Source organism: Hyperthermus butylicus DSM 5456, from assembly GCF_000015145.1.
Classification (GTDB): Archaea; Thermoproteota; Thermoprotei_A; order Sulfolobales; family Pyrodictiaceae; genus Hyperthermus; species Hyperthermus butylicus.
Window position 1 is genome coordinate 1027990 of record NC_008818.1, and the last position, 25847, is coordinate 1053836.

The window sequence follows — 25847 nt, forward strand, 5'->3', positions numbered from 1 at the left end:
GTAGTACCGGGGCTCCGGGGAGATGGTGAGGGTTGTGGTGTCGGGCTCTACTCTTATCCCTAGCTCCGAGCCTATGCTTTCGATGGTCACCTCTGGCTACTATTATATTCTGAAGCCCCTCCTCCTAGCGCACTCCAGCAGCCTCCTGGTAACCTGTTCGTAGTAACCGCCCTTGCTTAGGACGTAGCTGTAGATCCTTTGTGTCTTCTCGCCGAACACGTATGCGACCTTCCTGGCGGCCTCCTCGTCTAGGGCTATGTAGCGGTTCTCTGCCGCGAATACCTCCCTGGGCTGCCTCGGCTTGGGTGATGGCTTCTCAGCAGGCCTCCCAACACATAGTCCTACAACGGGTAGCACTTGCTCTGGCAGGTTGAGGATTTCCGCTATGCGGCAGGGGTTCGAGTAGAGCGCTATGAAGACTATGCCGTAGCCCAGACTCTCCGCTGCGAGTGCCGCCCAGCCAGCTGCAATACCGGCATCCACCACCCCTATGAGGAGGTGGCCCAGCCCGGGCTCGGCAAACTCCACGCCGTGAATCCTTGCGGCTTCGGCGAGCTTGCGGTAGTCGACGCTAAACACGAGGAACACCGGGGCCTTAGCTACGTGCTCCTGGCCGCCTACAGCTTCTGCAAGCTTAGCCTTCAGCTCTCCATCAGTTACAATGGTTACAGTGAAAGGCTGTATACCCCAGGACGTGGGTGCCCTCCGTGCAGCCTCAACAATGGCTTCGAGATCCTCAGGCTTGACGGGCTCATCTGTGTATTTGCGGATGCTGACGTGACGCGAAATTGTTTCTATGCAGCAGGACATGCTGGCACACCGGTCTAGGGTACTGTAGCTAGCAGACTAGAATACATAACCCGCCCCAAACATCGAAGCGTAGTAAGCGAACAAATGGTGCTAGTGCTTGGAGGCGCTAAAGGGAATCCCGGAACCCACTATGTCCATATGATGTCCCTATAGCCTCCACGTGTAATCCGGGGCTATGTTCTGCAGCGTTCTGCGGCTAGCGTTCTAAGCCGCGCCCTTGGCTAGCGGGCAACACCACGCTATTTTGCATTCAACACAAGTGCTTAGCTATAACAATCAGCTAAAGCCAAGTGTACTTGCAACTGACAAGAAGCGTAGTACCTGCATAGCCATAGGAAGGGGGTGTGGCGGGCCCGCCGGGATTCGAACCCGGGACTTCCGCCCAGCCAGGCCTGAAGGCCCGCTGGTCTACGGGTTAAGAGCCCGCCGCTCTACCAGGCTGAGCTACGGGCCCAACCGCGTGGCTCCACGTTACGAGGTAGCCTTTCTGGAGGGGGGTATATTAAGGTTATTCTCCTATTGGTGGGTTTCTTCGCGCACCCAGCGGCAGTACTCGGCATAGCATGCTACTACGGGTACAGCAACTATCTCGGGTACTTGGTATGGATGTATCTCCTTAACTTTTTCAATCAGCTTGGGTAGCTTGTCCATAGAGGTTTTCACAATCAGCAAGTCCTCCTGATCATTCTCTATCTTGCCTTGCCACCAGTATCCGCTCTCAACAGGAGTGATGTTAATGCATGCAGCTAGTCTTTCCTCGAGCAGTTTCTGGGCTATTTCCTTGCCCTTACCTCTGGGCGTGGTGATGTAGACTACTACTACTCCACCCTCTATGGGAGCTGTACTTGTCAAGGCTTCAAACCCCGTTAGTACAATGCTCAAGTTGATGGGCTATAACAGTATCACTCGTGCATTCAAAGGGCTCTGGACATAGGTGGAGTGTATATTTAAAATCTCCCAGCTGCACAGCTGTATTGTCCACAAACCTAGTTTGACGTATGTAGTGGAGGTGTGCTGCTTTGGCTCGGGTTGAGCGTAGGTTCGGAGGCATTGCAAGCCCCCTTGTGCGGCTAGCCTACTTCATATTCGAAATTATTGCATTCATTATGTTAGCTGTCGCAGCTCTAATAGCATTCTATGATTTCATTGTGTTTATATTCGAGCGCGTATTCGACTATACCGAGGTACTGCCAAGGATTCTACTAATCTTCGTGTTCATAGACCTCATGAGGGTTATCGTGCACAGTGTTACTGAGAGAAGGTTCCGAATGGACATACTCTTCGAAGCAATAACGATCGCTGTGGCACGTGACCTCATAAGCGCTCTAGCACTCGTTGAAAAGGAGTTCGTGCCTATAAGGATAATAGTGTTGTCGGGACTTCTGGTGCTCGTAGTAACCCTATGGTACTTCGCTCGTCGAGCCGAGTTTTCCGCCAGCTGTACGGGCAAGTAGCGCCAATGTCCTTCTAGCCTCGACGGAGAGCCTTGACACTGTAAGCATCTTCCTTGCAAGCCGTGCAGCGGCCCTCACTAGGCGGTGGAGGGTCTCGACCTCGGGGCCCTCGTAGCCCAGCTCCTCAGCCTTCCGGAGAAGCTTCACTGCCAGCTCCAGCTCGTTAAACGCTATGCCACGTAGGAACGCCAGGTCCGACTGAGTGAGCCGGGGCTTGGAGGCGAGCGCCTCGAGCTTCTCAGCTAGCTGGTCCGGAGATATGCTCGCTATCTGAAGCTGTAGGAGCGCAACCTCTGGCTCAACCTCGTCACCGGCTTCTTCAAGTTCAGTATCCTCCGAAACATTCACGCCCTGCTCATAGGCCTCTAGGGCCTCGATGACGGCGTCGAGGTCTATGAAGCGCCACCAGTGCTGGTTGCTGCTACGATAGCTTGTCTCGACGATTCCGTAGTCTCTTTCGAGGACACGAAGGAGCATTGACGGGTTATACTCTATTCCCCATGCCCGGAGCCGGGCTACAACCTCCCGGTAGCTAAAATCGCCGAGCCTAATCCCTCTCCTCCCCCGCGAGCCTACAGCAGCGTCGACGGCTGCGCGGAGAACAGCATAGCCCCTCTCACCGTATTCGGCAAGGAATTCCAGGACTCGCTCCCGCACACCAGGAGCCTGGGCCAAGGCGCCCACCACACTGTCGCGGGGGAGGAGAGGGTCCTGGCCCCCTCCGCTACCTTATTCGCGGGTATTCCTCTAGAAGATATACCTCTTGGCCCACCGTGGCATTACTCGAGGCAGCGTAGCACCGGGGTATGACAGGAGTAGCACTGCGGCATGTGGTTCGGATGTACCTCGCCTACTTCACAGCCCCCAGAGCCGCTGGGGGCTCTGCGGCCCATCAGGTGGATGGCTGCGGCCCTCCACATCCCTCCAGGGATGGGTTAGTTGTGTGGCACGCTTTTCTAGTTATAGCTGCCGTTGTGTAGTTGTTTGGGACTGGGGCTTCAGGAGCGGCAGCGGAGATATTAACGGGTGTAAAAGTACATATTGTCCCAGGGGGATACGCCTTGCCGCTCAACGTAGTGGATGCCTATGTCTCTACGAGGGATGGCAGGGAGATAGTGCGGGGTGTCTCGCTGGAGATCCGCGAGGGCCGCATACACGTCCTCATGGGGCCTAACGGTGCCGGTAAGAGCAGCCTAGCACAAGCCGTCATGGGGCACCGCAATTATGTGTACAAGGGCAAGCTCCTCTTCGACGGCGAGGACATAACTGGGCTTAGCACTGCTGAGAGGGTTAAGCGCGGACTTACTCTTGCAGTGCAGATCCCTGTTGAGGTTGAGGGGGTTAGGGTCTCTGAGATCCTGGTACGTGTTGCACAGAAATTCCGGGGAACTAAAACAATGAAGGAGGCGATGCAGGTTATAAGGGAGGCACTGGAGGCCGTGGGTCTCTCTGAGTCCCTCCTCGCAAGGGAATACATGGTCGGCATGAGTGGTGGTGAGAGGAAGAGGCTAGAGCTTGCAAGGATAATCATCCAGAAGCCAAAGATAGCAATACTCGACGAGCCCGATAGCGGGGTTGACGTGGAGAGCATACCGAAGATAGCAGCTGCCATAGAGAAGCTTGCCGAGAGCGGTACCGGCATACTCCTAATCACCCACCAGCCCCGCCTCCTCACCCGCCTCATCCCCGACAAGGTCTACGTAATGCTCAGCGGCAGAATAGTCGCCGAAGGCGGTATCGAGCTGGTAAGGCGTATCGAGGAGAAAGGATACACACCCTTCAGGGGTGAGTAGTGTCGTGTCGGTCATGGATAAACCCCTAGCTGAGCTGAGCAGGGAGGACATTATAGAGTTCAGCCGTAAGCGCGGCGAGCCAGAGTGGGTTCTAAGACTCCGCCTCAAAGCCTACGAGTACATACGCTCTACGAGCTACGACCCGTCAATAGATCCATACATGGAGAAGGTTACCTACCGCCAGTTCCTTGAGGGCCTCGAGAAGCCACTAATTGTCGACGAGCAGCTGGCAAAGGCTGCTAGGAGGCTGGGCATACGGCCCGACGAGTTAGAAATCATATACAGCGGATTCAGCGTAAACATAGACAACGTCGTTATCAAGACTGTTCTTAAAATGCTTGAGAAACGCGGGGTCATACTGACATCGATGGACGAAGCTGTAAAGAGGTACCCCGTTGTGAAGGACTACGCGTTCCGCGGTCTACACCCAACACTAAGCAAGAAGGTAGCCTACCACGTCATGCTATGGGCTGGCGGCATATTCGTGTACGTGCCGGAGGGTGTTAGGCTACCCCAGCCCATTCAAGGCTTATTCATCATAGGGAAGGAGGGGCTTAGCCAGACAGAGCACACGCTAATAGTCCTCGAGGAGGGCGCAGAGCTACACTGGATTGAGGGCTGCACGGCACCGCTAAGACTTAGCTATGGCGTACACCTCGGAGGCCTGGAGGCCTTCGTAAAGGATAGGGCTAGGCTGTTCGTGGTTAGTATTAACAACTGGCCAGGCGACGTACACCATACCCCCGCCAAGAGGGTGATTGTAGAGGGGTATAAGGCCTACGCCGAGCTTACAAGCGTATCTTTGGCAGCCAAGACGGTGAACGTGGCGCCACGGATAGATCTCCGCGGCCAGGACAGCACCGCAGTCATACAGAACATAGGCCTCTACCGGGGCAACCAGGTTGTACGCAGCTCTCCGCTCATAGTCTATGAGGCTCCGGGCACGAGGGGCCAGCTGCTAAACCGCACAGTCGTAAAGGATAGCGCGGACGAGGAGTTCCGTGGAAGACTCGAAGTGCGTAGAGGCGCTAAGGGCGCCACAGGCTTCATGAGTTGCAACACCTTGATAATAGGTGATAAGGCTAGGAGTGCAGCGATACCGGCTATAGCGAGTGAGGAAAGGGACTCAGAGCTATCCCACGAGGCTAGCGTCGGAAGGATAAGCTATGAGAAGCTCTACTACCTACAGCTAATGGGATTTGACGAGGAGGAAGCAACCTGGCTGATAGTGAGCGGGTTCTTCGACCCAGTGATAAAGAAGCTGCCCTTCGACATACAGATAGAGGTCAGAAAGATACTCGAGCTAGCAGTAAAAGGCCACTAGCATCAACCTCCCCCTTTTCCAAGCACAATACCGCGATACGATCCTCCCACCTCCTCTCACGTCGATAAGGAGCAGTAGTTGAGGTAGCTGGAGATCATAGTGTTGAGTCTCGTGGCTTGCAATGCTAGAAGAGCAAGTAATGACAAGTAATGGTGAAAACTCCAAGCTCCATGGAGCTTGGAGGCGTTAACCCAATAAAGCCCCCCAACACTGTTTGGGGAGAAACCGGAGCCAATAACCTGGGCCCGTAGCTCAGCCCGGCGGAGCGCCCGGCTGATAACCGGGAGGTCGGGGGTTCAAATCCCCCCGGGCCCACCACCCTCCTCCTCATCAATGCATGTTCCATAGTATTGCAGCATGCCCCTAAGTTCTCCGGGAAGTAAGAGGAGGATGCTTTGCATCAACCCCTTGTAGCTGGTCGGTGTTGTGTTTTAGAAACTAGCTTGGCTAGACTTGTCCAGCCCAGTTGGTTAGATCCCAAGTGACGAGTATGAGGTCCAATCCCCGGCATGTAGCTAGCTCCTGCTTCCGGGTCTCCGCGGGGGCCCTGATGCCATGTTATGGTGTTCGGCGTAGTGGACGGTGTAGTCTACCCGAAATTGTGGGGTAGAAGGCTGCCCGTGGCGGCTCGCCGAGGGCCTCTGCTAGGGCCCTGTATGCCTCCTCTATGCTTTCCTCGTCGTTGGGGTCTGCGTAGACTGCTAGCCTGGCGACCCTGCTGGGCTGTAGTCGAACCCCCGCAAGCCTTCCACCTGGTGCCCTCCATGCCCTGCTGGTTGCTCTCTCAGCAAGCCAGCGGAGGACCTTGCCGGCGGTCTGCTGGTCGAGGTACAGTATCCAAGCTCCGGCCCTACCGTTACCTTCCTCGTCCCTGGTGGCGACTGCTAGCTCGCCCTGCTCGTATGTGTAGGGGCCGCCCACGAGGAGCGACGCCAGCTCCTCCAGCTCCCCTAGGCAGGGGAGGCCCTCGCGCTCCAGCGCCAAGAGTACTATCCTCACGGGCTTCCTCTCGGCGGTTGCTAGGCCCCAGGCTAGCCCCCTCGCGACAGCGTCGAGGAAGCCTGGGGTGTATGCGGGCCTGTCGGTAGCCACGTGTATCGGCGCGGTGAAGGCGTAGGGGCGAAGTAGCAGGAAGCACGTGGCACAAGCGGGTAGGACATCCTCTAGTACGGCAGTGTTGTTGTCGAGCATCCATAGGCCAACAACATACTCTGCATCACCGCCGCATACACTGCAGCCACGGCCCAGGAAGCGGGCTACGACTCTGCGGAGCCCCGCGAGAGCCTCTTCCAGGCAGCTGCAGCCGCCGAGAAGGCCGCATGCAAGCCCGGAGTTCAGCTTGGCGAGAAACCAGGGCTCGGCAAGATAGAGCCAGGGTGGCATACCCGAAGCGAACACAACCCAGCCAGCATGGAGCAAGCCCTGGCCTCTATATGCTATGGCACTGGACATAGCGGGGCCCCCCGGGGGAGACATACTACCCATCCGCAATGGGGGCTAAGCCCTCTAACCCACAACACTCAGTATAGGCCGATAACCCCGGGCCAGCCAGGCTGAGGAGAGTAAGGGTGTGTGGAGCTAGACGGGGGCCGAGCCTCTGGGGCTGTGATGTGAACCCTTGTCTCCGAACCCCGCTATAATGGTTCTTCATGGTAGGTCTGGGATTGCTGGCTGGTCCCGCAGCATCTTGGGTACCGTGAACGCGTTGCGCAGGGCTAGTTCCAGCTTATCCCTCGTATCTATGAGGTATGTATAGTGAATGTTGAGTAGCCTAACGAGGCCCTTACCGGTCTCAGCTTGTATGCTTACTAGGAGCCTCTCAAACGGTCGCTGCCCACAGCCTCCATTATAGCCCTTATATCCTCGAAGGTGCCTAGCATCCTCCGCGTATACATGGTCTCCAGCGTCACCACGATGTCTGGAGCGGCTTCCAGCAGCTTCTTAATAACCTCCGCAGCTTGCTCTATATCCCGGTGATCCATCCACACCCTCCAGCCAATATGGAGGTTGAAGATCTCCGCGCCAGCCTCCCTAGCCTTCCTTACCGCGGCTACAAGCGCCTTAACCGTGCGCTCCTGTACCTCCGGCACTGTTGAAGCCACGTTATAGTATGGGGTGTGCGCGGTAACAGTGGTAAACGCCTTAGAAGCCAGCTCACGGTACTGCTAGAAGTACTCCATGCCGCGACTACGCCGGGAGAAGTCGTATGGTGGAATCTCAGTCAGCTTCATAGCCAGCGTTGCAGCTTTAACTAGGGTCGAGAGAGCATTATACGTATCCCAGTCGAAGAGTATCACGGCAACCAGCCCCACACAGCCTGGAACAGTAATAAAGGTAGTACCCTAGAGAACTAACCCTCCCGCCTTGACGTGTAGAACAGCACCAGAGCCGTAGCTCGCAGCACCCAAGACAGCGAGAAGGCCTACTCATACAGTCTACAACACTTGATACATGCTGCATTACAAACAAAAATAGGAGCCGGTACCCGCAACAATTACGAAGCCTTGTGCGACAACAGCAACCAGGCAGATAAGATAACCATGGAGAAGCTCATACTCACAATCAACACTATACACTGAATATTTGTAGCCAGCAAAAATAGGGAGAGTATGGTGCATGTCGAGCCGTGTAAACAAGCTCTCTATCCTACGCAACTGGTTTTCACACGAGTCTAGGAGCAGTGCTTCACGCTGAACCTCTCGAAGGCTGTGGCATCAGGAGCCCGTATAGCTTAGCAAGTCGTGCATAGCGTCCTTGATTGTAGTTTTCTGCTGCGAGACTCTTCCCTTCAGCGTTGCGAGGTTAACAGCTAGAACTACTCCAACGTGTCTGTTCCACATAGTTTCTTGGCGTTGTTTGAAGCTGGTTTATCTTTAACGGTTACAGTGATAACGTGCATTCGCTGATAAGTGCATGTGTTGTATCACTTGTTAATATCATGCTTGGAGGGTTTGTGCAAGCAACTCTTGGACTTTTTGATCTTGTGGAGTACTGCTTTTATGTCTCTGCGGCTGCGCAATGAGCCTAGCCTGGTACCGTGTCTCCCGGGCTGCAGCGTGTCCTGGATGTGATGGGTATGTCGGGGCTGGTTGCACTCAATATCCCCGAGGAGCCAGTTATGAGCGTTGTGGCAGTGCTCGGCGCTATACTCGGCATGGTGCTAGTACTCCCAATGGTGTCTAGGAAAGTGGAGGAGAACCTTGAACCATTCTTTCTCGTAATGGGCATAGTGGGCAGCATAGCCATATATCTAGCGGGTATTCTTCCTTCCGGCGAGGTTGGCGAGCTGGTTAAGCGTGCACTACTCACTCCAGTCATGCTGCACGGCATACCAATTGGTATAACTCAGGTCGTGCTATTGGCAGGTCTTGCATTCTACAAGTATCACGGCCCCATATATCGTGGTATTGGTAGGCTGCTAGAGAAGCTGGGTGTACGCGGCTTTCTATTAGTGATGGTAACCATTCTCGGGCTGGCAAGCAGCATAATATCGGTTATCGTGGCTGCTGTAATCTTCGCAGAAATCATGGCTGCACTTCCCCTCTCAAGGCAGAAAAGGGTAGAGGCCACGGTGCTGGCAGCGTTCGCTCTGGGGATGGGTGCAGCCCTAACACCGGTAGGCGAGCCTCTCGCCACTATAGCAGTGAGCAAGCTTTCCGGACCACCACACTATGCCGGCTTTGACTTCCTCTTGAAGCTCCTAGGTCCCTACATAATACCCGGCGTCGTGGCAGTCGCAGCCTATACTGCTGCACGCGTTACCCGAGGAGTAACCGAGCCAGTACATGGTATGGTGAAGAGCGTAGAGTACGCTGAGACCCTGCATGGCGTGATTCTGCGCGCGCTCCGAGTATACATATTCGTTGCAGCGCTAGAGCTACTGGGCACGAGCTTCATGCCACTCGTGGAATGGTACTTCACGAAGATACCATCCTACATACTGTACTGGATGAACATGATCTCAGCAGTGGTAGACAACGCTACATTGACAGCGGCAGAGATAGGACCATACCTGCACATAGACCAGATACAAGCAGCCCTCATGAGCCTAATAGTGTCTGGTGGCATGTTGATACCAGGCAACATACCCAACATAGTAGCCGCGAATAGGCTCAAGATAACCTCTAAGGAATGGGCGCGCATAGGGGTACCCTTCGGAGCAGTACTGCTAGTAATCTACTTCATACTACTATTTGGCTCGTCCATGCTGTAAACATAGGATCACTACATGTTGTCGTCCAACAGTAAAGTAGTAACAATTGGGAACGCTATGGTGGGAGGAGAGATAGGTTTGGCGTGCTTGAAAAACGGTGTAGAGCACTAAAAAGCTGCACGATGGTTTTTCACGAACTACTTGCAGACCAGCACATGGGTCTCAGTACGCCGTATAACGGTCTCGGCTGTTGTCCCTATTATCTCGTGGAGGCCGTTATTCCCGTTATGGGGGCCGATGAGCACTAGTGATGCGTTAAGCTTTTTCGCCTCCTCGACTATAGTCTTGCCCGGCTTCCCCTTGGCTAGTACATAGCTCGCCTTCACACCGTCAACCGCCAGGCTCTCTACAATCTCGGTCAGGCGTCGCGATACCTCGGATTCATCTTCGCCCTCCTCTAGCACGTGGAGAAGCACTACCTGCGCATTCGTCCTCCGAGCTATTTCTCTCGCCCTGCACACTATGGGTTCAACATATGAGCCAAAGTCTATGGCGGCCAGTATGGGGCCCCTAAATGGGTCATCAGGGGGCTGAAGCTTAACCTCTCCACCCTCCAGGCGGCTGTACGGTTTAGAAATGAATATAGGCCTATCAGCGACATGAACAAGCTCTTCAGCCGTACCCCCCAGCAGTATACGACGGATCCACCCCCGCCCTCTCGACGCAACCACGATATAATCTGCATTCATTCTCTGCGCAACCTCAGCAATCTTCTGGGCAGGCACACCCGCTTCAGGATCTACGACTTCAACATTGAACCCTTTGCTGCGCAGCTCAGCCGCGTAAGCCTCGAGCTTGCTTAGAGCCTCTCGTTCCATTTCCTCTCTGAGCCGGCCCACCAGATACCCGCTCGCAACGTGCTCCAGCACGTCTATGGGTATGATGTGCACCAGTGTTAGACGCTCAGTCCCAATCCGCCGAAGATGCGATAGCCATGGCACAAACAGGTCAGACACGCTTGAGAGGTCGAGGCCAACAACGGCATGCGCAAAACTACAGCTCTCCACTGCCAACCAGGATCCCTAAAACTTACCATTTAGCCGCTGGGAGGATAATAAGGGAACCCATACAATACCAACGTCTCAACAAGTTAGATGTTTTACTTTTGTGTTACGGTCTGCCGCTAGCCGCCCGTGATAGGGGAGGGTTTTCCAGCCCATAGTGTATAGTGTAGGGCGTGGAGGTATGGGGAAGATTTGGCGTTTCGGCAGTGTGGTCTCGAGAGGCTGCTGCGCAGGCTTGACGGTAGGGGGTATAGGGCTTACCGGGAGCTCAAGGGCTGCATTACGCGTGTAGATGGGTTCGAGATACGGGTTGTGCGTGTGCAACCGGACCCCTATGCTCCGCCAAGCGTAGTCCACGTAATGGGTAGGCTTGAGGCGCCAGACTGGGCCCTGGAGCACCCCGTAGCGCTGGCGGACTATCTCTACCGCCGGCTCTACCGTGCCCTACGCTCAGCAGCTGAGAGGATGGGAGAGGGCCGTAGCGGGTTCCTGAGCGTGCCTAGGCCGTCGCCGGTTATGCTGAGGCGCAGCGGGCTAGAAGTTAGCAGTGACGGGCGCTTCATTGCCCGTATCTGGGTTGGACTGCCGTCGAGGCGCCGCCGGGTACTCGGCAATGCCGCTATGGAGCTTCTCCTGGAGAAGATTCCAAGAGCGATTAGGCGTGTGGTGGAGGGGCTCGGGGGCCGAGATCTCGAGGAGCATATCCGGGTTTGGCGGTTGCAGGAGGAGCTGCGGTCGAGTCTTCCTCGCTACAGGCTCGTAGCATTTGTTGGCGACGGCAGCATATTGCCCAGGCGCTGCGGCACTTGCGAGGACCCTCTGCCCGGTGCTGTGCCCTTCGAGTCCCCTCCCAGCCTCCGAGTAGAGATAGAGACGAGTGTTGGCGCCGTTACGGGTATGGGTGTGCCCCGCGGCGTAACCGTTATCGCCGGCACAGCGTTCCACGGGAAGACAACACTACTAGAAGCGATACAGTACGGTATCTACAACCACGTGCCAGGCGATGGCAGGGAGAGGGTGGTCTCGCTACGCTCCACGGTTAAGGTTAGAGCTGAGGACGGTAGGTACGTGAGCTGCGTAGACATCTCAACCTTCATACACTCCCTCCCCGCGAGAATCGACACATCATGCTTTACAACCTGGGACGCGAGCGGCGCCACGAGCATGGCTGCAGCCGTCCAGGAGGCAGTGGAGGCTGGCGCTGAAGCGATACTGATTGACGAGGATACGTCGGCTACGAATCTCCTATTCTACGATGAGCGCTCAGCATCACTCATAAGGAGGAAGACAGTGACGACAATAGCTGAGCAGGCAAAGTCAATGTCTGAGAAGGGAGTCTCCCTAGTCATAGTTTCGAGCGGCTCAGCACCACTACTAGCGGCAGCCGACACCGTGGTCGTCATGGAGGACTACCGGCCCCGGGACGCAACCAGGGAGGCAAAACAGCTCGCCACGCAGCCCGGCGGGGCCGATTACAAGCCACCAAGCCCGCGGAGGCTCGTGGAGGCGCCGCGCCTCGAGAAGCCCAGGATACGGGAGACATGGCTCGTAGCCCGGAACCTGCCAAGCCCCCTCAACCTAGAGTCAAACGAGCAGCTGGTAGAGGAGGGTCAGCTCCGTCTACTGGCAGCCCTAGCTGCCAGGCTGCAAACTCTGAGAGGTATGACGTTGCGCGGGATAGCCGAGTGGCTGGACAAGACGCTGGAGGAGGAGGGGTTCGCTGGTCTCCTAGGCAGAGATATAGGCCCAGACTACGCCGAGGTAAGAGGACTAGACCTGGTCCACATGCTGAACCGGATACCAGGGGTAAGGATGGGAAAAACAATGTAGAGGGCGAGCACGCAGGGGATGGGACCCCTTCCGGCCCCCTCAGCCCTATCGGGTGGTGGCTAGGAGCCCCGCAAATACGGCAAAACCGGCAGAGACCGCAGGACTGCAACAGATCGCCAGCCGGCCCCGAGTTGCCGGAACCGGCACGGATCAAGGTGCCCACGGCATCTCGCAGCCGGTTCATGAGATGCTGGGGGAACCTAGCCGCCTCGCCCCACATAACCGCCCGCTGGAGGTGAAGGAGGGACAGCGGTCCCCCACTTGTTTATTCGGAGCTTGTTCCCGGTCCATCCTTATTACTATGTAGAAGTTCGTCCTCGGCTAGGACGCGCTTGGATGTCTGCACAGCCATAATGGCTAAAAGAGGTTTGCTGTGGCGACTGGAAGGAGTTCGTCGTTCTTCCTGGTAGAGTTTACTGATGGGATTCCGGGGGTCCCACCCGGGTAGCAGAGGGTTGAGAACCTATACTTATGCTTGTCGGTGGTTGAACTGTGGGCTCTCCTTCCCGGAGTGTTTCTTTGGGCTGTTCGGGCTCTAGTGGCGGGTAGGGTGTGAAGGCATAGCCAATCACTACCTTGTTATCGCCGGCTGGTTCTACTGAAGCAAGTCCATGGAGGGCGAGTAGCTGTAGTGCGTTGAAAACATTGTCCAGCGGGTGCTCCGAGCCACCAAATACTAGCTTTCCGTCACGGGCCTCTGCTTCAAGCACTAGGTAGCGGTAACCCTGCGGCATGCATGGCGGGTCGATGCTGCATGTGCCGGGCGTCTCCATGCATTGTTGTATCCTAGCACCCATCGATAACGCCTCCAGAACCCTGTAACCGTTACGGCCGAGTATTCTGTAGGCCCTCTCTACCGCTTCAGCAGCGGGGTCGGGTACGGCGTAGAATGCCTGGATTTCGCGTAGCTGCATTAGCCTCCACACAGCATGGTAGAGGCATGTGTAGGTCTCCAGGGGCGACCCCTTGCGCACCCGGTAGAAGCCATCCCCTACAAGCTCTAGGCCTAGCTCCACAAGCTCCCCGAGGACACCGTAGGATTCGAGATATTCCCCCAATGCAGCCCGGGAGCCTGCCAACAACATGGCCTCGCGGGAGTAGGGCGGCACAAGCCCAGCCAGGGCCTTGAGAGCTTCACCCAGAAGCTTGAGCCCCCACAAGGGGTCGTCGGTATCGACCTCGCCGGGCTCCCCAAGCGCAATGCCAAGCTGTCCAGCAAGCCTGGAGAGGAGTCCACGGATAGCCCCAAGCAGCACCAGGGGCCTGGTACTGCTAGCCCTTACCCTCACACCACGACCAGCAAGAGACAAGGGCACCCCGTCGGAGAGCCGTGCAGCCACTCTACGCGGCATAGATAGACCAAGCCCGAGCACATCGCGGTAGAACCTGGCAAGACTACCCCCAGGGTATGCATCGCCACGATAACTAGGCCGCAGCCCAGCCAGAAGCATGACCGTGACAGACTCGTCACTCAAAACCTCGCCGAGCTCGCGTCCTTCAAGACGTGAGGCGAGAAGCTCCCGGGTCTCAAGAAGCACGGCAATAGGCCGATAAGCCTCAACAACACCTCTCACAAGGAACTCGCGAAGCACAACCTGGCACCCCCGGGCATCAGCCACACTAGGGCTCCCCACAGCCCCCTGCACGGCTCGGCATTGCTACCCCTCATCACCGCGACAGTGGGGCCTCGGAGGCGGCAGGCCCGCTCACGGCCCCGCCCTGGGTGGCGGGGCTTAGGCACACTACCCCGACGATGTAGGCCACGTTGATCCCAGCACCTCACCGGCCCAGTCAGATAACAGACAAGCCAAGCCCTATATACCCGCAACACCAAGAGCTATCAACTATACTGAAATAAGACTCTACGAACACAGAACTAGGTGCTCTACATGCACTAAAATAGCAGAGATGGATGGGAACAACTTCGTTTAGGACAACAACTATAGAGTGGCTTGGGTGCTCAAGCCACGCCCGTTACCACAGCTACTCCGCGTTCTCTCGTGGAGCGTGCCCGCCGGGTGTCCGAGAAACCCGGGCTAGGCCTTGAAGAGTATGCGGTGGAGCTTCTAGTGCAGGGCCTAGATACCTGAGGATCGGGCCGGGGAGTACATTGAGGCACTGAGATCAGTAATAATGGATGGTGCAGGGTGTATAGTGCTAACCATGGAGTCTAGCTGTGAGGAAACCACAGGCCCATACAAAAAACGAGCAAAATCAGAGACCATGGGCCCCAACACTGCCGAAGATGATACGGAGCACCACACACTATACAAGACGGGGACTAGTAAGTGGAGGAGCAAATCAAACCACTAAATAGGTTCTATGCCTTGTTTGAAGCACACATTATACCCGATATGGGCCATATAATAAGAACCATGGATGATGCTGTCAACATTCTGCTGCCGGCACTGCTCTACCTTGAAAAGATGAGGGCTGAGCAGGAGAAAGCTGGGGTAAGCAAGAACAGCTAAGCACTGCACATTTTACTTGGCATTCGCATCGCCGGGAACAACGGCTTTTTCAGGCCTCTAAGCTGTTGGCTTTACATACTCTCGCCACGGCTAGTGGGCTGCTATTTGTCCTTGCTGCAAAGGACTTCAAAGTCTTGGCGTGCTTGGCGCGCGAGCTGCTCTATACCGTGCAACGTGTAGGTTTCCAGTTCGCGGCACAGCAGCCAGCACATACTAGGGTTGTCTGGGGCTACACCAGCCTCTACAATTATGACTGTGCTGTTGGAGAGGGGGTTCTTTGGCTGCCTAGTCCTAATAACCTCCCTCGTGTTTATGTGAGCATAAGCTGTAGCTGTGTATGCTGTTAGCCCAGAGCCTATGAGGGCTATCGTTGGCTGGGCTCGTAGCGGGTCGGTAGCCCTCGCGTAGCCCCTTACCTTACACCATCCAGTAATTGCTCTTGCAGCTCTCGCTGCTGCGTCAGGGTTGTAGGCTTGCACTAGGGATTCAAGATATCCGTCCCCATGTATTATCGTGGCGGCGTCTGCTACGCCGAGCCCGTATGCCTGGAGGCTCCACACCTGAAGCCATGTTAGCCAGGGCGCATCACCGGGGAGTATGACTGCTCTCGCACCAGCTTCTGCCGCGTGGCGTAGCGCGGTGTAGATGGCTACTGCTGGCCCCTCGCAGCCAGGTAGTGGGGGCTCGTCGTAGAGGCAGCTCGTCAGTTTCGCCAGGCTCATATACGTCCTGCAGCGTTCAACGCTCCTCGTCACCGCGTAGACCGCCGCTGCACCAGCCCGCCATGCCGCATCCGCCAAGCGTGCTATGGAGGCTACGCTGTCCACGAGCGCTGCAAGCTTATCCCCGCCGAAGCGGCGTCCCTCACCACCAGCGAGTATGTAGGCGTTGAAAAGAACCACGCTTGTTCCCCTAACTAGCATATCCTTGGCACTAGCTCGCCGCTCGGCGGCTCGACAATCCTAAACCCGCCAGCCATAGTCTTCGCTATCACTAGGCCCCGGTGGCGCTCCTGCCTTGGCACCCTGACCTCGCCTATGATTGTTGCCTCCTCGTACCCGAGACTCCTCATAAATTCGACAACCTCTTCTGCCATTAATGGGTCCACAGCTAGCACGGCAGCACCCTCACTCGCCAAAGCCAACGGATCGACGCCAAGCAGCTCTGCGTAAGCTCTAACCTGTTCCCTGACAGGTATCTTGGCCTCATCGATTGCTATTACCAGACCGTTCTTCTTAGCCCAGTCGTTGAGTAGCATCGCGAGACCACCCCGTGTGGGGTCGCCAGCAGCGTGTATGTAGTCGGCATACCGTTCTATGAGTGGTATCATTAGGTCTGTGAGGGGTTTAACATCGCTCTCAACCTCTAGCTTAAGCCCGATACCCTCACGGACCGAGAGTATTGCAGCACCATGGTCGCCAAGGTAGCCAGATACCACTATCTTATCGCCATCCCGTATCCTGGTATCCACTATGGGCTTCTCCGCCACCCCGACACCGGCCATTGTTATTATGACTCCGTCCAGGTCACCCTTTGGAACCACCTTGAAATCGCCACCTATTAGTGCAACCTTGTTAGCTGCAAGCGTTGAGGCTAGGCTCTCAAGTATCCTCGCCAGATCCTCTACCGGGAACCCCTCCTCAACGACAACAGCGTCAACCGCAGCGAGGGGCTTTGCCCCAGCCATGAGTAGGTCGTTGATAACACCGCTAGCAGCAAGTTTGCCCAGGTCGCCGCCAGGGAAGAATAGCGGTTTGACAGTGTAGGAGTCAACTGTGAATGCCAAGTATCGACCGTCGGGCAACGGTATCAACGCCGAGTCATCCAGGACATCGAGGCCCCAGCCACCCTCAACCCTCCACAGCTCCTCGGGCACCATCGGCCTGATAAGCTTCTCAACGATCTCTCCAGTCTCCCGTCCACCACTACCATGGGCCAGTGTTATGAATTTCCAGAGAACACGCCAGCTCTTACCCCTAGCCAAGTACATTCACCATAATAGATCTCCAGACAGCGGGGGCGGAAAACTTTTACCACGGCTAGAAAAATTAGAAGCATAGCAGTATATGCGATGATGCTGTGTCTGTTGAACGTTCAGCTAGGCTCTAAGCCCTTCAGCGACATCTAGCCCCTTATCTGGGCTGAAAACCTTCCGGGGTGTGTGCAGGTTTTGAAGCTGATCGACTCGTATGCCGTGCTTGAGAAGATTCGAGACTTGATATACAGCCTTCTAGAGGCCCGTGATAGGGCTATGGAGAATGGGTTGGAAGTTATACCTGTTCGCACTGCTACACCACTAGTACGCTATGGCTTTATCTCCATGCTTAAAGGGGGCGTAGTAATGGATGTAACCAATGAACAGCAAGCCGAGATAGCCGAAGATGCTGGTGCGGTTGGAGTCATGGTTCTAGACAAGCTTCCATATGATGTGAGGAAGGCGGGAGGCGTGGCTAGGACGGCTGACCTCAACGTTATACGAGCCGTTATGGAGACTATTACGATACCTGTTTCCGCCAAGTGTAGGATAGGCCACTACTGGGAGGCAAAGCTGCTTGAGGAGATAGGTGTCGACCTTATAGATGAGAGTGAAGTCCTCACACCTACTGATGAGAAGGCCCATATATGGAAGTGGGAATTCCGTGTCCCATTTGTCAACGGTGCAAGGTCTCTTCCGGAGGCTCTGAGAAGGATATGGGAAGGTGCCTCCATGATAAGGACTAAGGGTGAAGCTGGAACCGGTAATGTGGCCGAGGCAGTTAGGCACATGAAAGCTGTAAATCGCGACATAGCAGTGCTTAGAGGCTACTATAAAGCTGGGGATATCGAAGCCATAAGGCTCTACGCGAAGAGTAATAACGTTCCATTTGAGCTAGCCTTGCTAACAGCTAGGCTTGGCAGGCTTCCAGTGGTAAACTTTGCTGCCGGAGGGATAGCCACCCCTGCCGATGCTGCTCTAATGATGTGGCTTGGTGCAGACGGCGTCTTCGTGGGCTCAGGGATATTCAAGAGCCGTGATCCTGAACAGAGGGCACAAGCGATAGTCCTAGCGACGACATACTGGGACGACCCCGAGACTGTTGCGGAAGCCCAGTCGATGGTTTCAGAGAGGAACGCGATGCCGGGTATAGACATTACTAGGCTCAAGCCCGAAGAGCTGTTGCAGATTAGAGGTGAGTAGCCATGGTTGTAGTAGGTGTTCTCGCGCTGCAGGGGGACTGGATTGAGCATATAGAGCTTCTAAGAGAAATTGAAGGCGTTGAAGCCGTACCTGTTAAGACGGAGAAGCAGCTTGAAAGCATAGATGCGCTGATTATACCTGGCGGAGAGTCAACAACCATAGGAAGGCTCATAGAGCGTAGGGGACTCCTAGAGCCTCTACGGGACAGGATTAGGGCAGGCCTACCCGTACTTGGAACTTGTGCTGGAAGCATACTGCTAGCTAAAAAGGTTCGTGATAGGGTTGTAGGCCCCGTCGAGCAGCCCCTACTAGCTGTTATGGATATAGCTGTTCTACGTAACGCGTTTGGCAGACAGATGAACTCCTTCGAGGCAGAAGTGCACATTGAAGGTGTAGGTACTGTTCACGCAGCCTTCATAAGAGCACCAATAATTGAGGAGACATGGGGAGAGGCTAGACCCATAGCAAAGCTGAACCATCCCCTGCTGGGGGAAGTTACAGTAGCCGCTAGGCAAAAGGCAATAATCGCTACTGTATTCCACCCAGAGATAACAGGCGACAGTAAGCTCCACAAGCTTCTAGTAGCTGCAGCCAAGGGGAGGGCCTTCTAGACCTTGACATTTAGGTTGGAGGGTATCGCAAGCAAGTGTCTACGGTGCGGCTACGAGCTTCACAATGTTGTTTTGCCCCGCTGCCCACGCTGCGGATACAACATGATAGTGGCTCTCAAGGAGTTCGAATGGAGAGTAGATCACGACACACCTAGTATGTGGCGTTACCGGCACATGCTTCCACCAGTAGAACGTGTTGTAAGCTTTAGTGAAGGCTATACCCCACTTAGGAGAGTTAAAGATAGAGTCCTCCTTAAGTTGGAGAATAGGAATCCTACAGGAAGCTATGCTGATAGAGCTTCGTCTCTTGTAGCTAGCTTCATAGCTAGTACCCGTAATCATCCTAGCATGGTGACGATACCCTACACGGAAGACTACACTGTATCACTTTCACTCTACCTGCGTGGCATTACTGGGGTGCGTGTGGTAGCTGATCCGAGAACTGTTAATCCAAGTGACGTAATAATCCTTGACAGGCTTGGTGTCGACATAGTATTTAGCAGCGATGCAACAAACTTGAACAACACTAGCCTACTGGACTATCTGAGCCCGCTGACGATAGAGGGACTAAAAACAATAGCGTACGAGATTGTGGAAGCTAGACCCAATTCGTCAAGAGTAATAGTTCCTTCCGAGACGGGTCTTCTAGCATTAGCTATAGCTAAAGGCTTCTATGAGGCTAACATGGCAGGTATCGATGCAAGCTACGAGGTTGTTGCAGCTGCTGTGGAGGGTTCTGGCGAGCCCGAGCTAGCTAGATATGCGCCCATCAAGGTTAAGGTTGAGTATGTATCTTCCGAAGAGGTCGTAAAGGCGCTTGTAGAGCTCTCGCGGCGGGGACTACGAGTAAAACCCCTCTCGGCTGCAGCTTATGCTGCTGCACTCAATCTGGGTGAGGGCGTAGCTGTTATAACAAGCTCTCTAAACCCTCGACACCTGGGAATTGCTAGGAGGCCTGGCTCCCAGCTCAACAACGAGATTCGGAGAGCCCTCCAGCTACACGGCGAGGTAACAGCATATCAGCTATGGCTTGCCCTCGGGCGAACCTATAGTCTACGGGGAATATACAAAGCCCTTGAAACACTGGAAGCTGAAGGCATAGTTTGTAGCAGGTATGTAATGAAGGGTAGACGCAGAATAAAGCTGTACAAGCTGTGCACATAGCGTCTACCTGAGTAGGATACGCTTAGCCATGAATTCGGAGGATCGCTAGCACTATAGCATCCATTGAACGCCAACAATGCACGAGGGAATAATGCGAAAGAATGCACAGCTGTGGTGAACTCCAGGCCTTTCTAGGACAAGCTGTGACCGGGTAAGACTAGTGTGGGCTCTGACATGGAGGCCGTGGTAGTCAATGTGTTTCTTAGCCTGTGGACTAGGTGTTTGTTACGTTGAAGCCCTAAATATCGGCGGGATAGGAGGAAGTAGGGGGATCGATTACAATACTACTATGACTATAGTGGTTGGAGGCATGGAGCTGTGAGGAGTGAGCCCCGCATACAGTTGATGAGCCCTCCCTCTGGGCTATGATGGCCGCTAGGGGTGGGCCGAGCCCCAAGCAACTATGAGAAGTCCACGCATCTCTCGGGCAGGGGGTGCCTGATCCGTTGTACTATCTTCTACTTCCTCGCTGTGTATTCTTCAAAAATTGCTGGTGGGGTTTGCCTAGCTCTTCGTGAGGATGTACGGTATGTGGCCGGGGTATAGTCCACTTTCTTAACCCTGGAGCTACCCGTGTAGTGTCTCCGGGGCGGGTGGCTGGGTCTTGCCTTTACCTCCTTCCCGCGACGTTCTAGGATATGTTGTTAGGCGAATGTCCAAAACTATGACGCCTGGTCTCAGCCTCGCCGTGAATGCCAACAATGATATCTATGCGCGTGGCTTCGGCTACCGTAGCCTTGAGAAGGGGTTGCCTGCCACGCCCGACACGATATACTGTATCGCTTCCATAACAAAGCCCATTACAGCTGTTGCCGTCATGCAGCTCGTCGAGGCCGGAAAGCTCAGCCTTGACGACCCGGCCGATAAGTATCTCCCTGTAGAGTTGCGTGTGCGCGGTGAGCCGGTTCGGATATGGCACCTGCTCAGCCATACTAGCGGCATACCCGCGCTTGGCTATGCCGAGGCCCTTCTGACCGGGTACCTGGGGCTTGACAGACGCTGGCTTCCATTCTCTGAGCCCATGGCTGTGCTTGAATGGCTTGAGCGTGGAGCACGGCGCTGGGCTGTTGCGACTCCTGGTGAGAGGTTCTTCTACCTCAACGAGGGCTATGTAGCGCTTGGCGTTATCATCGAAAGAGTTTCCGGCGTCAAATTCGAGGAGTATGTGGAGAGGAACATCTTCAAGCCACTGGGCATGTCCTCGTCAACCCTTGACGCCTCTAGGGCCCAGTCCTCCCCTCTATATGCAACCCCCTACGATGCATCCACGACACCGCCACAGCCAGCAATGATTCCCACTGGGATAACAGCTGATGGTGGAGCCTATAGCACCGTGCTAGACCTCGTAAAGTTCATGTCAATGCTCGCTAACAGGGGGAGGCTAGGTGACACCGAGATATTGTCGCCTAGCAGTGTGGAGGAGATGGAGAAACCGAGGGTCCAGCTACCGAGCCAGATATGGGGCAACGACAGCTACGGCCTAGGCCTCATAATATACGATGGGTTCCCCGGTGGACGCCTCGTAGGCCATAGTGGTAGCGTCTACGTGCACACGGGCTTTGCCGGCTACATCCGCGGCAAGAGTGTTATTGTGAGCGTGCTGGCCAACGCTGACCCGGGCGCGACAACTATAGGCATGGCATTGGCCGCTGACGCTGCCGGGATTGACTACCATGTGCTGCCAATGGTGAGGGCTGAGGAGGCTGCTGAGAAGCTCGAGGGTATCTACCATGGCTACGAGGGCACGGTGAGGTTCCGGGTCAAAGCCCTGGGTGACGCCCTGGTCATAGAGAGTCTGAGCCGGCCGGGACTCCAGGAGGTCATGGTGCCAGAGCGCATAGAGCCGCCGGTCTACGAGTACACCGTATACCGTGGCGGCCGGAGAATGAAGGCAGTGTTCACCCGTTGACCCGGAAACAGGCAAGGTTGAGCTGATCTACGAGAGGTACCGCCTCGTAAAAGTGGCCGAGGCCAGTGCCGCCGGCGGTGTCTAACATGTCCCGTTACGCCATAGTATTGGCCGCCGGGCGTGGGGAGAGGCTCTGGCCTCTAACCTCCACGAGGCCCAAACCACTGCTACCCCTACCGGGCGGCGAGACACTACTATCGAGAATCATGGGACAGCTTAGACGGCTAGTCGACGGCTTCGTGGTCGTCGTAGGGCCGGGCTGGGCTGGCGACACGGTTAAGAGGCACCTAGAGGAGAAAGGCTACAGCGTCATCTACGCTGTGCAGGAGAGTCCCCGGGGTACCGGTGATGCTGTCCGCGCAGCAGTGGAGAAACTGCCCCGTAGCGTCGACGAGGTCCTCATCGTTTATGGCGACCTCCTAGTGTCGGGCAAGCTTCTCGAGGACGTGGCTGCTGCTGGTGCACCTGCGTTAGCCGCCAAGAGGCACGAGAGACCATGGGACTATGGCGTGGTAAGGGTTAACGGTAGGGGCTGCCTCTCGGGGCTCGTGGAGAAGCCAGCCGACGCCAAGCCGGGAGAGCTGGTGAACACTGGAGTCTACCTGCTGCCCAGGGAGATTCTCGAGGAGTCCCTCGAAGTCCTGAAGCCGAGTCCCCGGGGCGAGCTAGAGTTCACCGATGCCGTGGCACGGATTGCCGGGAAGGCCTGCCTCAGGGTGGTATCTGGAGACTGGCTATGGATGGACGTGGGGAGGCCATGGGACTTATTTGACGCCTATCGTGCTGTCTGGGAGGAGCGCTTCCCGGGGCTCCGGGAGCCCCTGGTTGAGGGCGAGGTTGAGCCCGGGGCAACTCTGAAAGGTCCCGTCTACGTCGCCAGGGGCGCTGTTGTGAGGAGCTACAGCTACGTGGAGGGGCCCGCGTGGATAGAGGGCGAGGTGGGCCCCTTTGCCAGGATTAGGCCGTGGAGCTTCCTCCACCCGGGCAGCAGGGCTGCAACACACACCGAGGTTAAGGCATCAATACTCATGAGGGGTGCCCGGGCTCCACACCTAAACTATGTGGGCGACAGCATCCTCGGCGAAGGCGTAAACCTCGGCGCTGGCACGGTGACTGCGAACCTCCGCTTCGACCATGCAACAGTCAGGATGAGGCTTAAGGGGAAACTGGTGGATACTGGGAGAAACAAGCTCGGCGCAATAATCGGCGATTATGCACAGACAGGCATCAATGTCTCGACACTTCCGGGCTTAAGGATAGGAGCCTACAGCTGGGTCTACCCCGGCATGACTGTGGCAAAGGATGTGCCGGACTGTGTGCTAGCAAGGCCTAAGCCTGGCGGCGGAGTAGAGTATGTTGATATAGCAGAGCGTGTTGGCTGTCCAGAACACCTGCGGCGTAGCCGTAGGTACTAGCCTGTTATTAGGCTGCCAAGCTCTTCTCCAAGCACTACCCTTTTCACGTTCTCCGGATCCGAACCATTAACTACTCTTACCGGTATATTGCTCCTCTCAACAATCGATATTGCTACCGGGTCTAGTAGCTCGTAGCGGCCGGGGCTCATGCTCTGCCTTACAACCCTGCGAAACTCTTCATAGCTTAGCCTCGGTATCAGCTGTGCAGACTTATCCACGGCGGGGTCCGCCGTGTATACGCCGTCAACCGTGGTTGCAAGTACGAGAAGCTCTGCCCCGATGGCTTCAGCAACGAGGGCTGCTACGCCGGAGGTGCTCTGGCCAGGTTGGAACCCGCCAGCCACCACTATGAGCCCGGTGGAGTATGCTTCGAGCAGCTCCCAGATGCTCCTCGGGGGCTCCGGGTAGGCGTTGGGGTGCAGCGCGTAGATTAGGAGCCGAGCGTTGAGCCTGGAGGCCTCTATGCCGAGGATGTCCTGGAAGCTCTTCCCCAGCCCCAGCTCCCGGGCAGCTTCAATGTAGCGTCTAGCCTCGGGACCACCGCCGACGACTACTACGAGCCGGTAGCCCACGCTATGTAGCTCATGGAGGACCTGGGCGTAGCGTTTAACGAGCCCGGGCTTCTCCGGGTTGACATACTTTCCGCTAACCTTGATGACTACGGGGCCCTTCGGCACCGGCCACCCAGACGTGTTGGCTCTACCTGGATAGGGCCCTAAAACCCTTACAGCAAACAGCGGGCGTAAAGTGACCAGCCCCGTCCGGTAGTATAGGCGGAGCTAGAGGAGCTACGGTGACGCTGTTGCGGCTGGTACTCTACATCGAAGCCAGGGATCGACCGGGCCTCCTAGCAGAGATTATGGGTGTGCTTCGGGAGCTCGGCGCGAACATTATTACAAACTTCGGCTACACAGTGGATGATACCGCGCACCTCCTATTCATCATAGACTATGGAGGAGAACCCGATGAACTTGCCGAAGCCGTAGCCTCGAGGATTAGGGAGGTTGTAGAGGCCCGCGCAGCCGAGCTGGGAGCGGGTGCAGCCGAAGTCCTGGCAGAGTTTATACGCGACCGGCCCGGCATTATCAGCCTCCTAGAGTTCTACGTCGAGCCAGTAGACCTTCTCGACGCTATCTCGGTCCTCCCTGAGGACGAGAGAAGGAGGATCTATGGCCTCCTGACGCCTGGCACTCTCGCATCAATACTCCTTCACGGCGATGAAGGCGTAGCGGGGGAAGTAGCCGAAGCCCTACCTGCAGATGCGATAGCACGTGCAATAGCTACGCTGCCCGTTGAGGATGCGGGTGAGGTGCTGAGAAAGCTCCCGGAGGAGGCTAGGAACGAGGTTCTACGTCGGCTCCCCCCGGAGGTTAGGAGGAGGCTCGCCGAGCTGCTGCGCTATCCTCCCGAGACAGCTGGCGCGATAATGACTACGAGCGTCCCCGTGCTAAGGGCCGACGATACCGTGGCGAGTGCGCTGCAGCAGCTGCGGAGCGGCAGCTACACAATACGCGACACAGTTGTTGTAGTGGACTCTGAGGGCAGGCTGGTGGGCCTAGTTCCTGTGGACGCGCTGCTGCGAGCGCAGCCTGGCGACCAGCTTGAGAAGCTGGCGCTACGCCCCAGAGCCACTGTCAGCCCCATGGTCAATAGGGAGGAGGCCGCAAGGATGATGCTACGCTACGATATCAGCAGGCTCCCCGTGGTCTCCAACGATGGCCGGTTCCTCGGCATAGTAGCCCTGGAAGATGCAGCGAGGATCCTGGCTGAGGAAGCTGGAGAGGACATAGCAAAGCTGGCGGCAATGGAGAAACCCCGGGAGAGGTACCGCTATGCCTCGCCCCTGGATCTTGTCAGACTCCGGCTCCCCTGGCTAATCCTCATATACCTAATGGAAAGCATTACAGCCAGCATAATCAAGGGCTATGAAGACCTCATAGCAAGGGTGGCAGTGCTAGCTGCATTCCTCCCACTCATAATGGACACGAGTGGCAATGTTGGAAGCCAGTCGAGCAGCATGATAATACGGGCTCTAGCCCTTGGCGAGGTCTCTGAGCGTAGCAGAATAGACGTAGCATACATAGTGTTGAAGGAACTAGCAGCTGCCTCTACGATAGCAGCAATACTCTCCTCGATAGGCTTCACAATAGCCTACATCATAGGGGGTTACAACGTGAGACTAGGCTTGGCGATAGCAGCAACTCTCTTCATAGTAGTAGTACTAGCAGACCTCATAGGCTCCCTACTCCCAATACTAGCTCGGCGCTTGGGAGCAGACCCAGCCACGCTATCCTCGCCCCTAATAACAACGATAATGGATGTAACAGTCATAGCAGTCTACTTTACACTAGCCTCAAAAATGCTAGGAATAACCTAGACCTCAACGTATAAATATAGACTAATACTTCCAGTCTTAGTCATTGCATTCATTAGAGTATGTAGTTGTTGTATTGCATGCTCCTTCGATGGAACCTTAGCTCGTATTACATAGCCTCCCCCTTCTTTCTGAATTATTGAGTAGGCCATGTTTTGTACATCCACACTAGCAGATACAGGTACTACGCTCCCTACAAGTATCCCGATTACTAGCATTACTAAAGCAATGCGTACAATTACCTTCATGTTTTCACCCTTGCCCCGTTTGGACTTTGGGACCAATTAGGGCATGTAT

Annotated in this window: 24 protein-coding genes and 2 tRNA genes; 13 read left to right on the forward strand and 13 right to left on the reverse strand. The window is 55.7% G+C overall.

The window, feature by feature from the left end:
- Positions 1-102: 102 nt before the first annotated feature.
- The 3 genes from HBUT_RS05305 to cutA form a co-directional block, all read right to left on the reverse strand.
- Complete coding sequence (locus HBUT_RS05305; protein WP_011822180.1) at positions 103-810, reverse strand: nitroreductase family protein; 708 nt, start codon at positions 808-810, stop codon at positions 103-105.
- A 345-nt stretch (positions 811-1155) separates the two neighbouring features.
- Positions 1156-1264, reverse strand: a tRNA-Lys gene (locus tag HBUT_RS05310).
- Between the two features lie 62 nt (positions 1265-1326).
- Positions 1327-1662, reverse strand: a complete 336-nt coding sequence (gene cutA, locus HBUT_RS05315; RefSeq protein WP_011822181.1) for a divalent-cation tolerance protein CutA — start codon at positions 1660-1662, stop codon at positions 1327-1329.
- 167 nt (positions 1663-1829) lie between these two features.
- On the opposite strand from cutA, the gene HBUT_RS05320 reads away from it, so the two are divergent.
- Complete coding sequence (locus HBUT_RS05320) at positions 1830-2264, forward strand: phosphate-starvation-inducible PsiE family protein (protein WP_011822182.1); 435 nt, start codon at positions 1830-1832, stop codon at positions 2262-2264.
- Here HBUT_RS05320 and HBUT_RS08955 read toward each other — a convergent pair.
- A complete protein-coding gene (locus HBUT_RS08955; protein ID WP_011822183.1) occupies positions 2211-2939 on the reverse strand; it encodes a hypothetical protein in 729 nt (242 codons plus the stop codon). The genes HBUT_RS05320 and HBUT_RS08955 overlap by 54 nt on opposite strands.
- 386 nt (positions 2940-3325) lie before the next feature.
- Between HBUT_RS08955 and sufC the strand changes: the two genes are divergently transcribed.
- The 3 genes from sufC to HBUT_RS05340 all read left to right on the forward strand — a co-directional run bounded on the left by sufC (position 3326) and on the right by HBUT_RS05340 (position 5699).
- Complete coding sequence (gene sufC / locus HBUT_RS05330) at positions 3326-4057, forward strand: Fe-S cluster assembly ATPase SufC (protein ID WP_048061488.1); 732 nt, start codon at positions 3326-3328, stop codon at positions 4055-4057.
- Positions 4058-4070: 13 nt separating this feature from the next.
- Positions 4071-5381: a SufD family Fe-S cluster assembly protein gene (locus HBUT_RS05335; protein ID WP_228546797.1), complete on the forward strand. Its 1311-nt coding sequence runs from the start codon at positions 4071-4073 to the stop codon at positions 5379-5381.
- A 241-nt stretch (positions 5382-5622) separates the two neighbouring features.
- Positions 5623-5699: transfer RNA gene (locus tag HBUT_RS05340), tRNA-Ile, on the forward strand.
- A gap of 240 nt (positions 5700-5939) precedes the next feature.
- Here the strand turns inward: HBUT_RS05340 and HBUT_RS05345 are convergent.
- From HBUT_RS05345 to HBUT_RS09550, 3 genes are all read right to left on the reverse strand, one after another.
- Positions 5940-6833 (reverse strand): hypothetical protein, encoded by an 894-nt coding sequence (locus HBUT_RS05345; protein WP_011822186.1) that lies wholly within the window; start codon positions 6831-6833, stop codon positions 5940-5942.
- A gap of 356 nt (positions 6834-7189) precedes the next feature.
- Positions 7190-7534, reverse strand: coding sequence for a TIM barrel protein (locus HBUT_RS08960; RefSeq protein WP_083756341.1), 345 nt, complete (start codon positions 7532-7534; stop codon positions 7190-7192).
- 12 nt (positions 7535-7546) lie between these two features.
- A complete protein-coding gene (locus HBUT_RS09550; RefSeq protein WP_153801397.1) occupies positions 7547-7693 on the reverse strand; it encodes a hypothetical protein in 147 nt (48 codons plus the stop codon).
- Positions 7694-8457: 764 nt separating this feature from the next.
- Here HBUT_RS09550 and HBUT_RS05355 point away from each other — a divergent pair.
- Positions 8458-9594, forward strand: coding sequence for a DUF1646 family protein (locus HBUT_RS05355; protein ID WP_011822188.1), 1137 nt, complete (start codon positions 8458-8460; stop codon positions 9592-9594).
- A 137-nt stretch (positions 9595-9731) separates the two neighbouring features.
- Here HBUT_RS05355 and HBUT_RS05360 read toward each other — a convergent pair whose 3' ends face one another.
- Complete coding sequence (locus HBUT_RS05360) at positions 9732-10601, reverse strand: universal stress protein (RefSeq protein ID WP_228546798.1); 870 nt, start codon at positions 10599-10601, stop codon at positions 9732-9734.
- A gap of 189 nt (positions 10602-10790) precedes the next feature.
- Here HBUT_RS05360 and HBUT_RS05365 point away from each other — a divergent pair, with 189 nt between their 5' ends.
- Positions 10791-12428: an ABC-ATPase domain-containing protein gene (locus HBUT_RS05365; RefSeq protein WP_011822190.1), complete on the forward strand. Its 1638-nt coding sequence runs from the start codon at positions 10791-10793 to the stop codon at positions 12426-12428.
- A gap of 413 nt (positions 12429-12841) precedes the next feature.
- Here HBUT_RS05365 and HBUT_RS05370 read toward each other — a convergent pair whose 3' ends face one another.
- Positions 12842-14020, reverse strand: coding sequence for a hypothetical protein (locus HBUT_RS05370; RefSeq protein WP_048061489.1), 1179 nt, complete (start codon positions 14018-14020; stop codon positions 12842-12844).
- Positions 14021-14755: 735 nt separating this feature from the next.
- Here HBUT_RS05370 and HBUT_RS05375 point away from each other — a divergent pair.
- On the forward strand, positions 14756-14899 hold the full coding sequence (locus HBUT_RS05375; RefSeq protein WP_153801398.1) for a hypothetical protein: 144 nt from the start codon (positions 14756-14758) through the stop codon (positions 14897-14899).
- Positions 14900-15000: 101 nt separating this feature from the next.
- Here HBUT_RS05375 and mobA read toward each other — a convergent pair whose 3' ends face one another.
- Positions 15001-15801, reverse strand: coding sequence for a molybdenum cofactor guanylyltransferase (gene mobA, locus HBUT_RS05380; protein WP_194840467.1), 801 nt, complete (start codon positions 15799-15801; stop codon positions 15001-15003).
- Positions 15802-15815: 14 nt separating this feature from the next.
- Positions 15816-16889 carry a hydrogenase expression/formation protein HypE gene (hypE, locus tag HBUT_RS05385; RefSeq protein ID WP_011822193.1) on the reverse strand — a complete coding sequence of 358 codons (1074 nt, stop codon included), beginning with the start codon at positions 16887-16889 and terminating at the stop codon, positions 15816-15818.
- A gap of 180 nt (positions 16890-17069) precedes the next feature.
- Here hypE and pdxS point away from each other — a divergent pair, with 180 nt between their 5' ends.
- The 5 genes from pdxS (at position 17070) to glmU (ending at position 23176) form a co-directional block, all read left to right on the forward strand.
- Positions 17070-18077 (forward strand): pyridoxal 5'-phosphate synthase lyase subunit PdxS, encoded by a 1008-nt coding sequence (pdxS, locus tag HBUT_RS05390; protein ID WP_011822194.1) that lies wholly within the window; start codon positions 17070-17072, stop codon positions 18075-18077.
- A 2-nt stretch (positions 18078-18079) separates the two neighbouring features.
- Positions 18080-18688: a pyridoxal 5'-phosphate synthase glutaminase subunit PdxT gene (pdxT, locus tag HBUT_RS05395; protein ID WP_011822195.1), complete on the forward strand. Its 609-nt coding sequence runs from the start codon at positions 18080-18082 to the stop codon at positions 18686-18688.
- 3 nt (positions 18689-18691) lie between these two features.
- The gene (locus HBUT_RS05400) at positions 18692-19852 is read left to right on the forward strand and encodes a pyridoxal-phosphate dependent enzyme (protein WP_011822196.1); all 1161 of its coding nucleotides are present in this window, start codon (positions 18692-18694) and stop codon (positions 19850-19852) included.
- A 604-nt stretch (positions 19853-20456) separates the two neighbouring features.
- Positions 20457-21761 (forward strand): serine hydrolase domain-containing protein, encoded by a 1305-nt coding sequence (locus HBUT_RS05405; RefSeq protein ID WP_011822197.1) that lies wholly within the window; start codon positions 20457-20459, stop codon positions 21759-21761.
- Between the two features lie 86 nt (positions 21762-21847).
- Entirely contained in the window at positions 21848-23176 is a 1329-nt protein-coding gene (glmU, locus tag HBUT_RS05410) for a bifunctional sugar-1-phosphate nucleotidylyltransferase/acetyltransferase (RefSeq protein WP_011822198.1), read from the forward strand.
- On the opposite strand, the gene pyrH is transcribed toward glmU, so the two are convergent.
- Positions 23173-23853, reverse strand: coding sequence for a UMP kinase (gene pyrH / locus HBUT_RS05415; RefSeq protein WP_011822199.1), 681 nt, complete (start codon positions 23851-23853; stop codon positions 23173-23175). The two genes, glmU and pyrH, sit on opposite strands and share 4 nt — an antisense overlap.
- A 116-nt stretch (positions 23854-23969) precedes the next feature.
- Between pyrH and mgtE the strand changes: the two genes are divergently transcribed.
- Entirely contained in the window at positions 23970-25553 is a 1584-nt protein-coding gene (gene mgtE, locus HBUT_RS05420) for a magnesium transporter (RefSeq protein ID WP_011822200.1), read from the forward strand.
- On the opposite strand, the gene HBUT_RS05425 is transcribed toward mgtE, so the two are convergent.
- A complete protein-coding gene (locus tag HBUT_RS05425) occupies positions 25550-25798 on the reverse strand; it encodes a hypothetical protein (protein WP_048061492.1) in 249 nt (82 codons plus the stop codon). The two genes, mgtE and HBUT_RS05425, sit on opposite strands and share 4 nt — an antisense overlap.
- Positions 25799-25847: the final 49 nt, after the last annotated feature.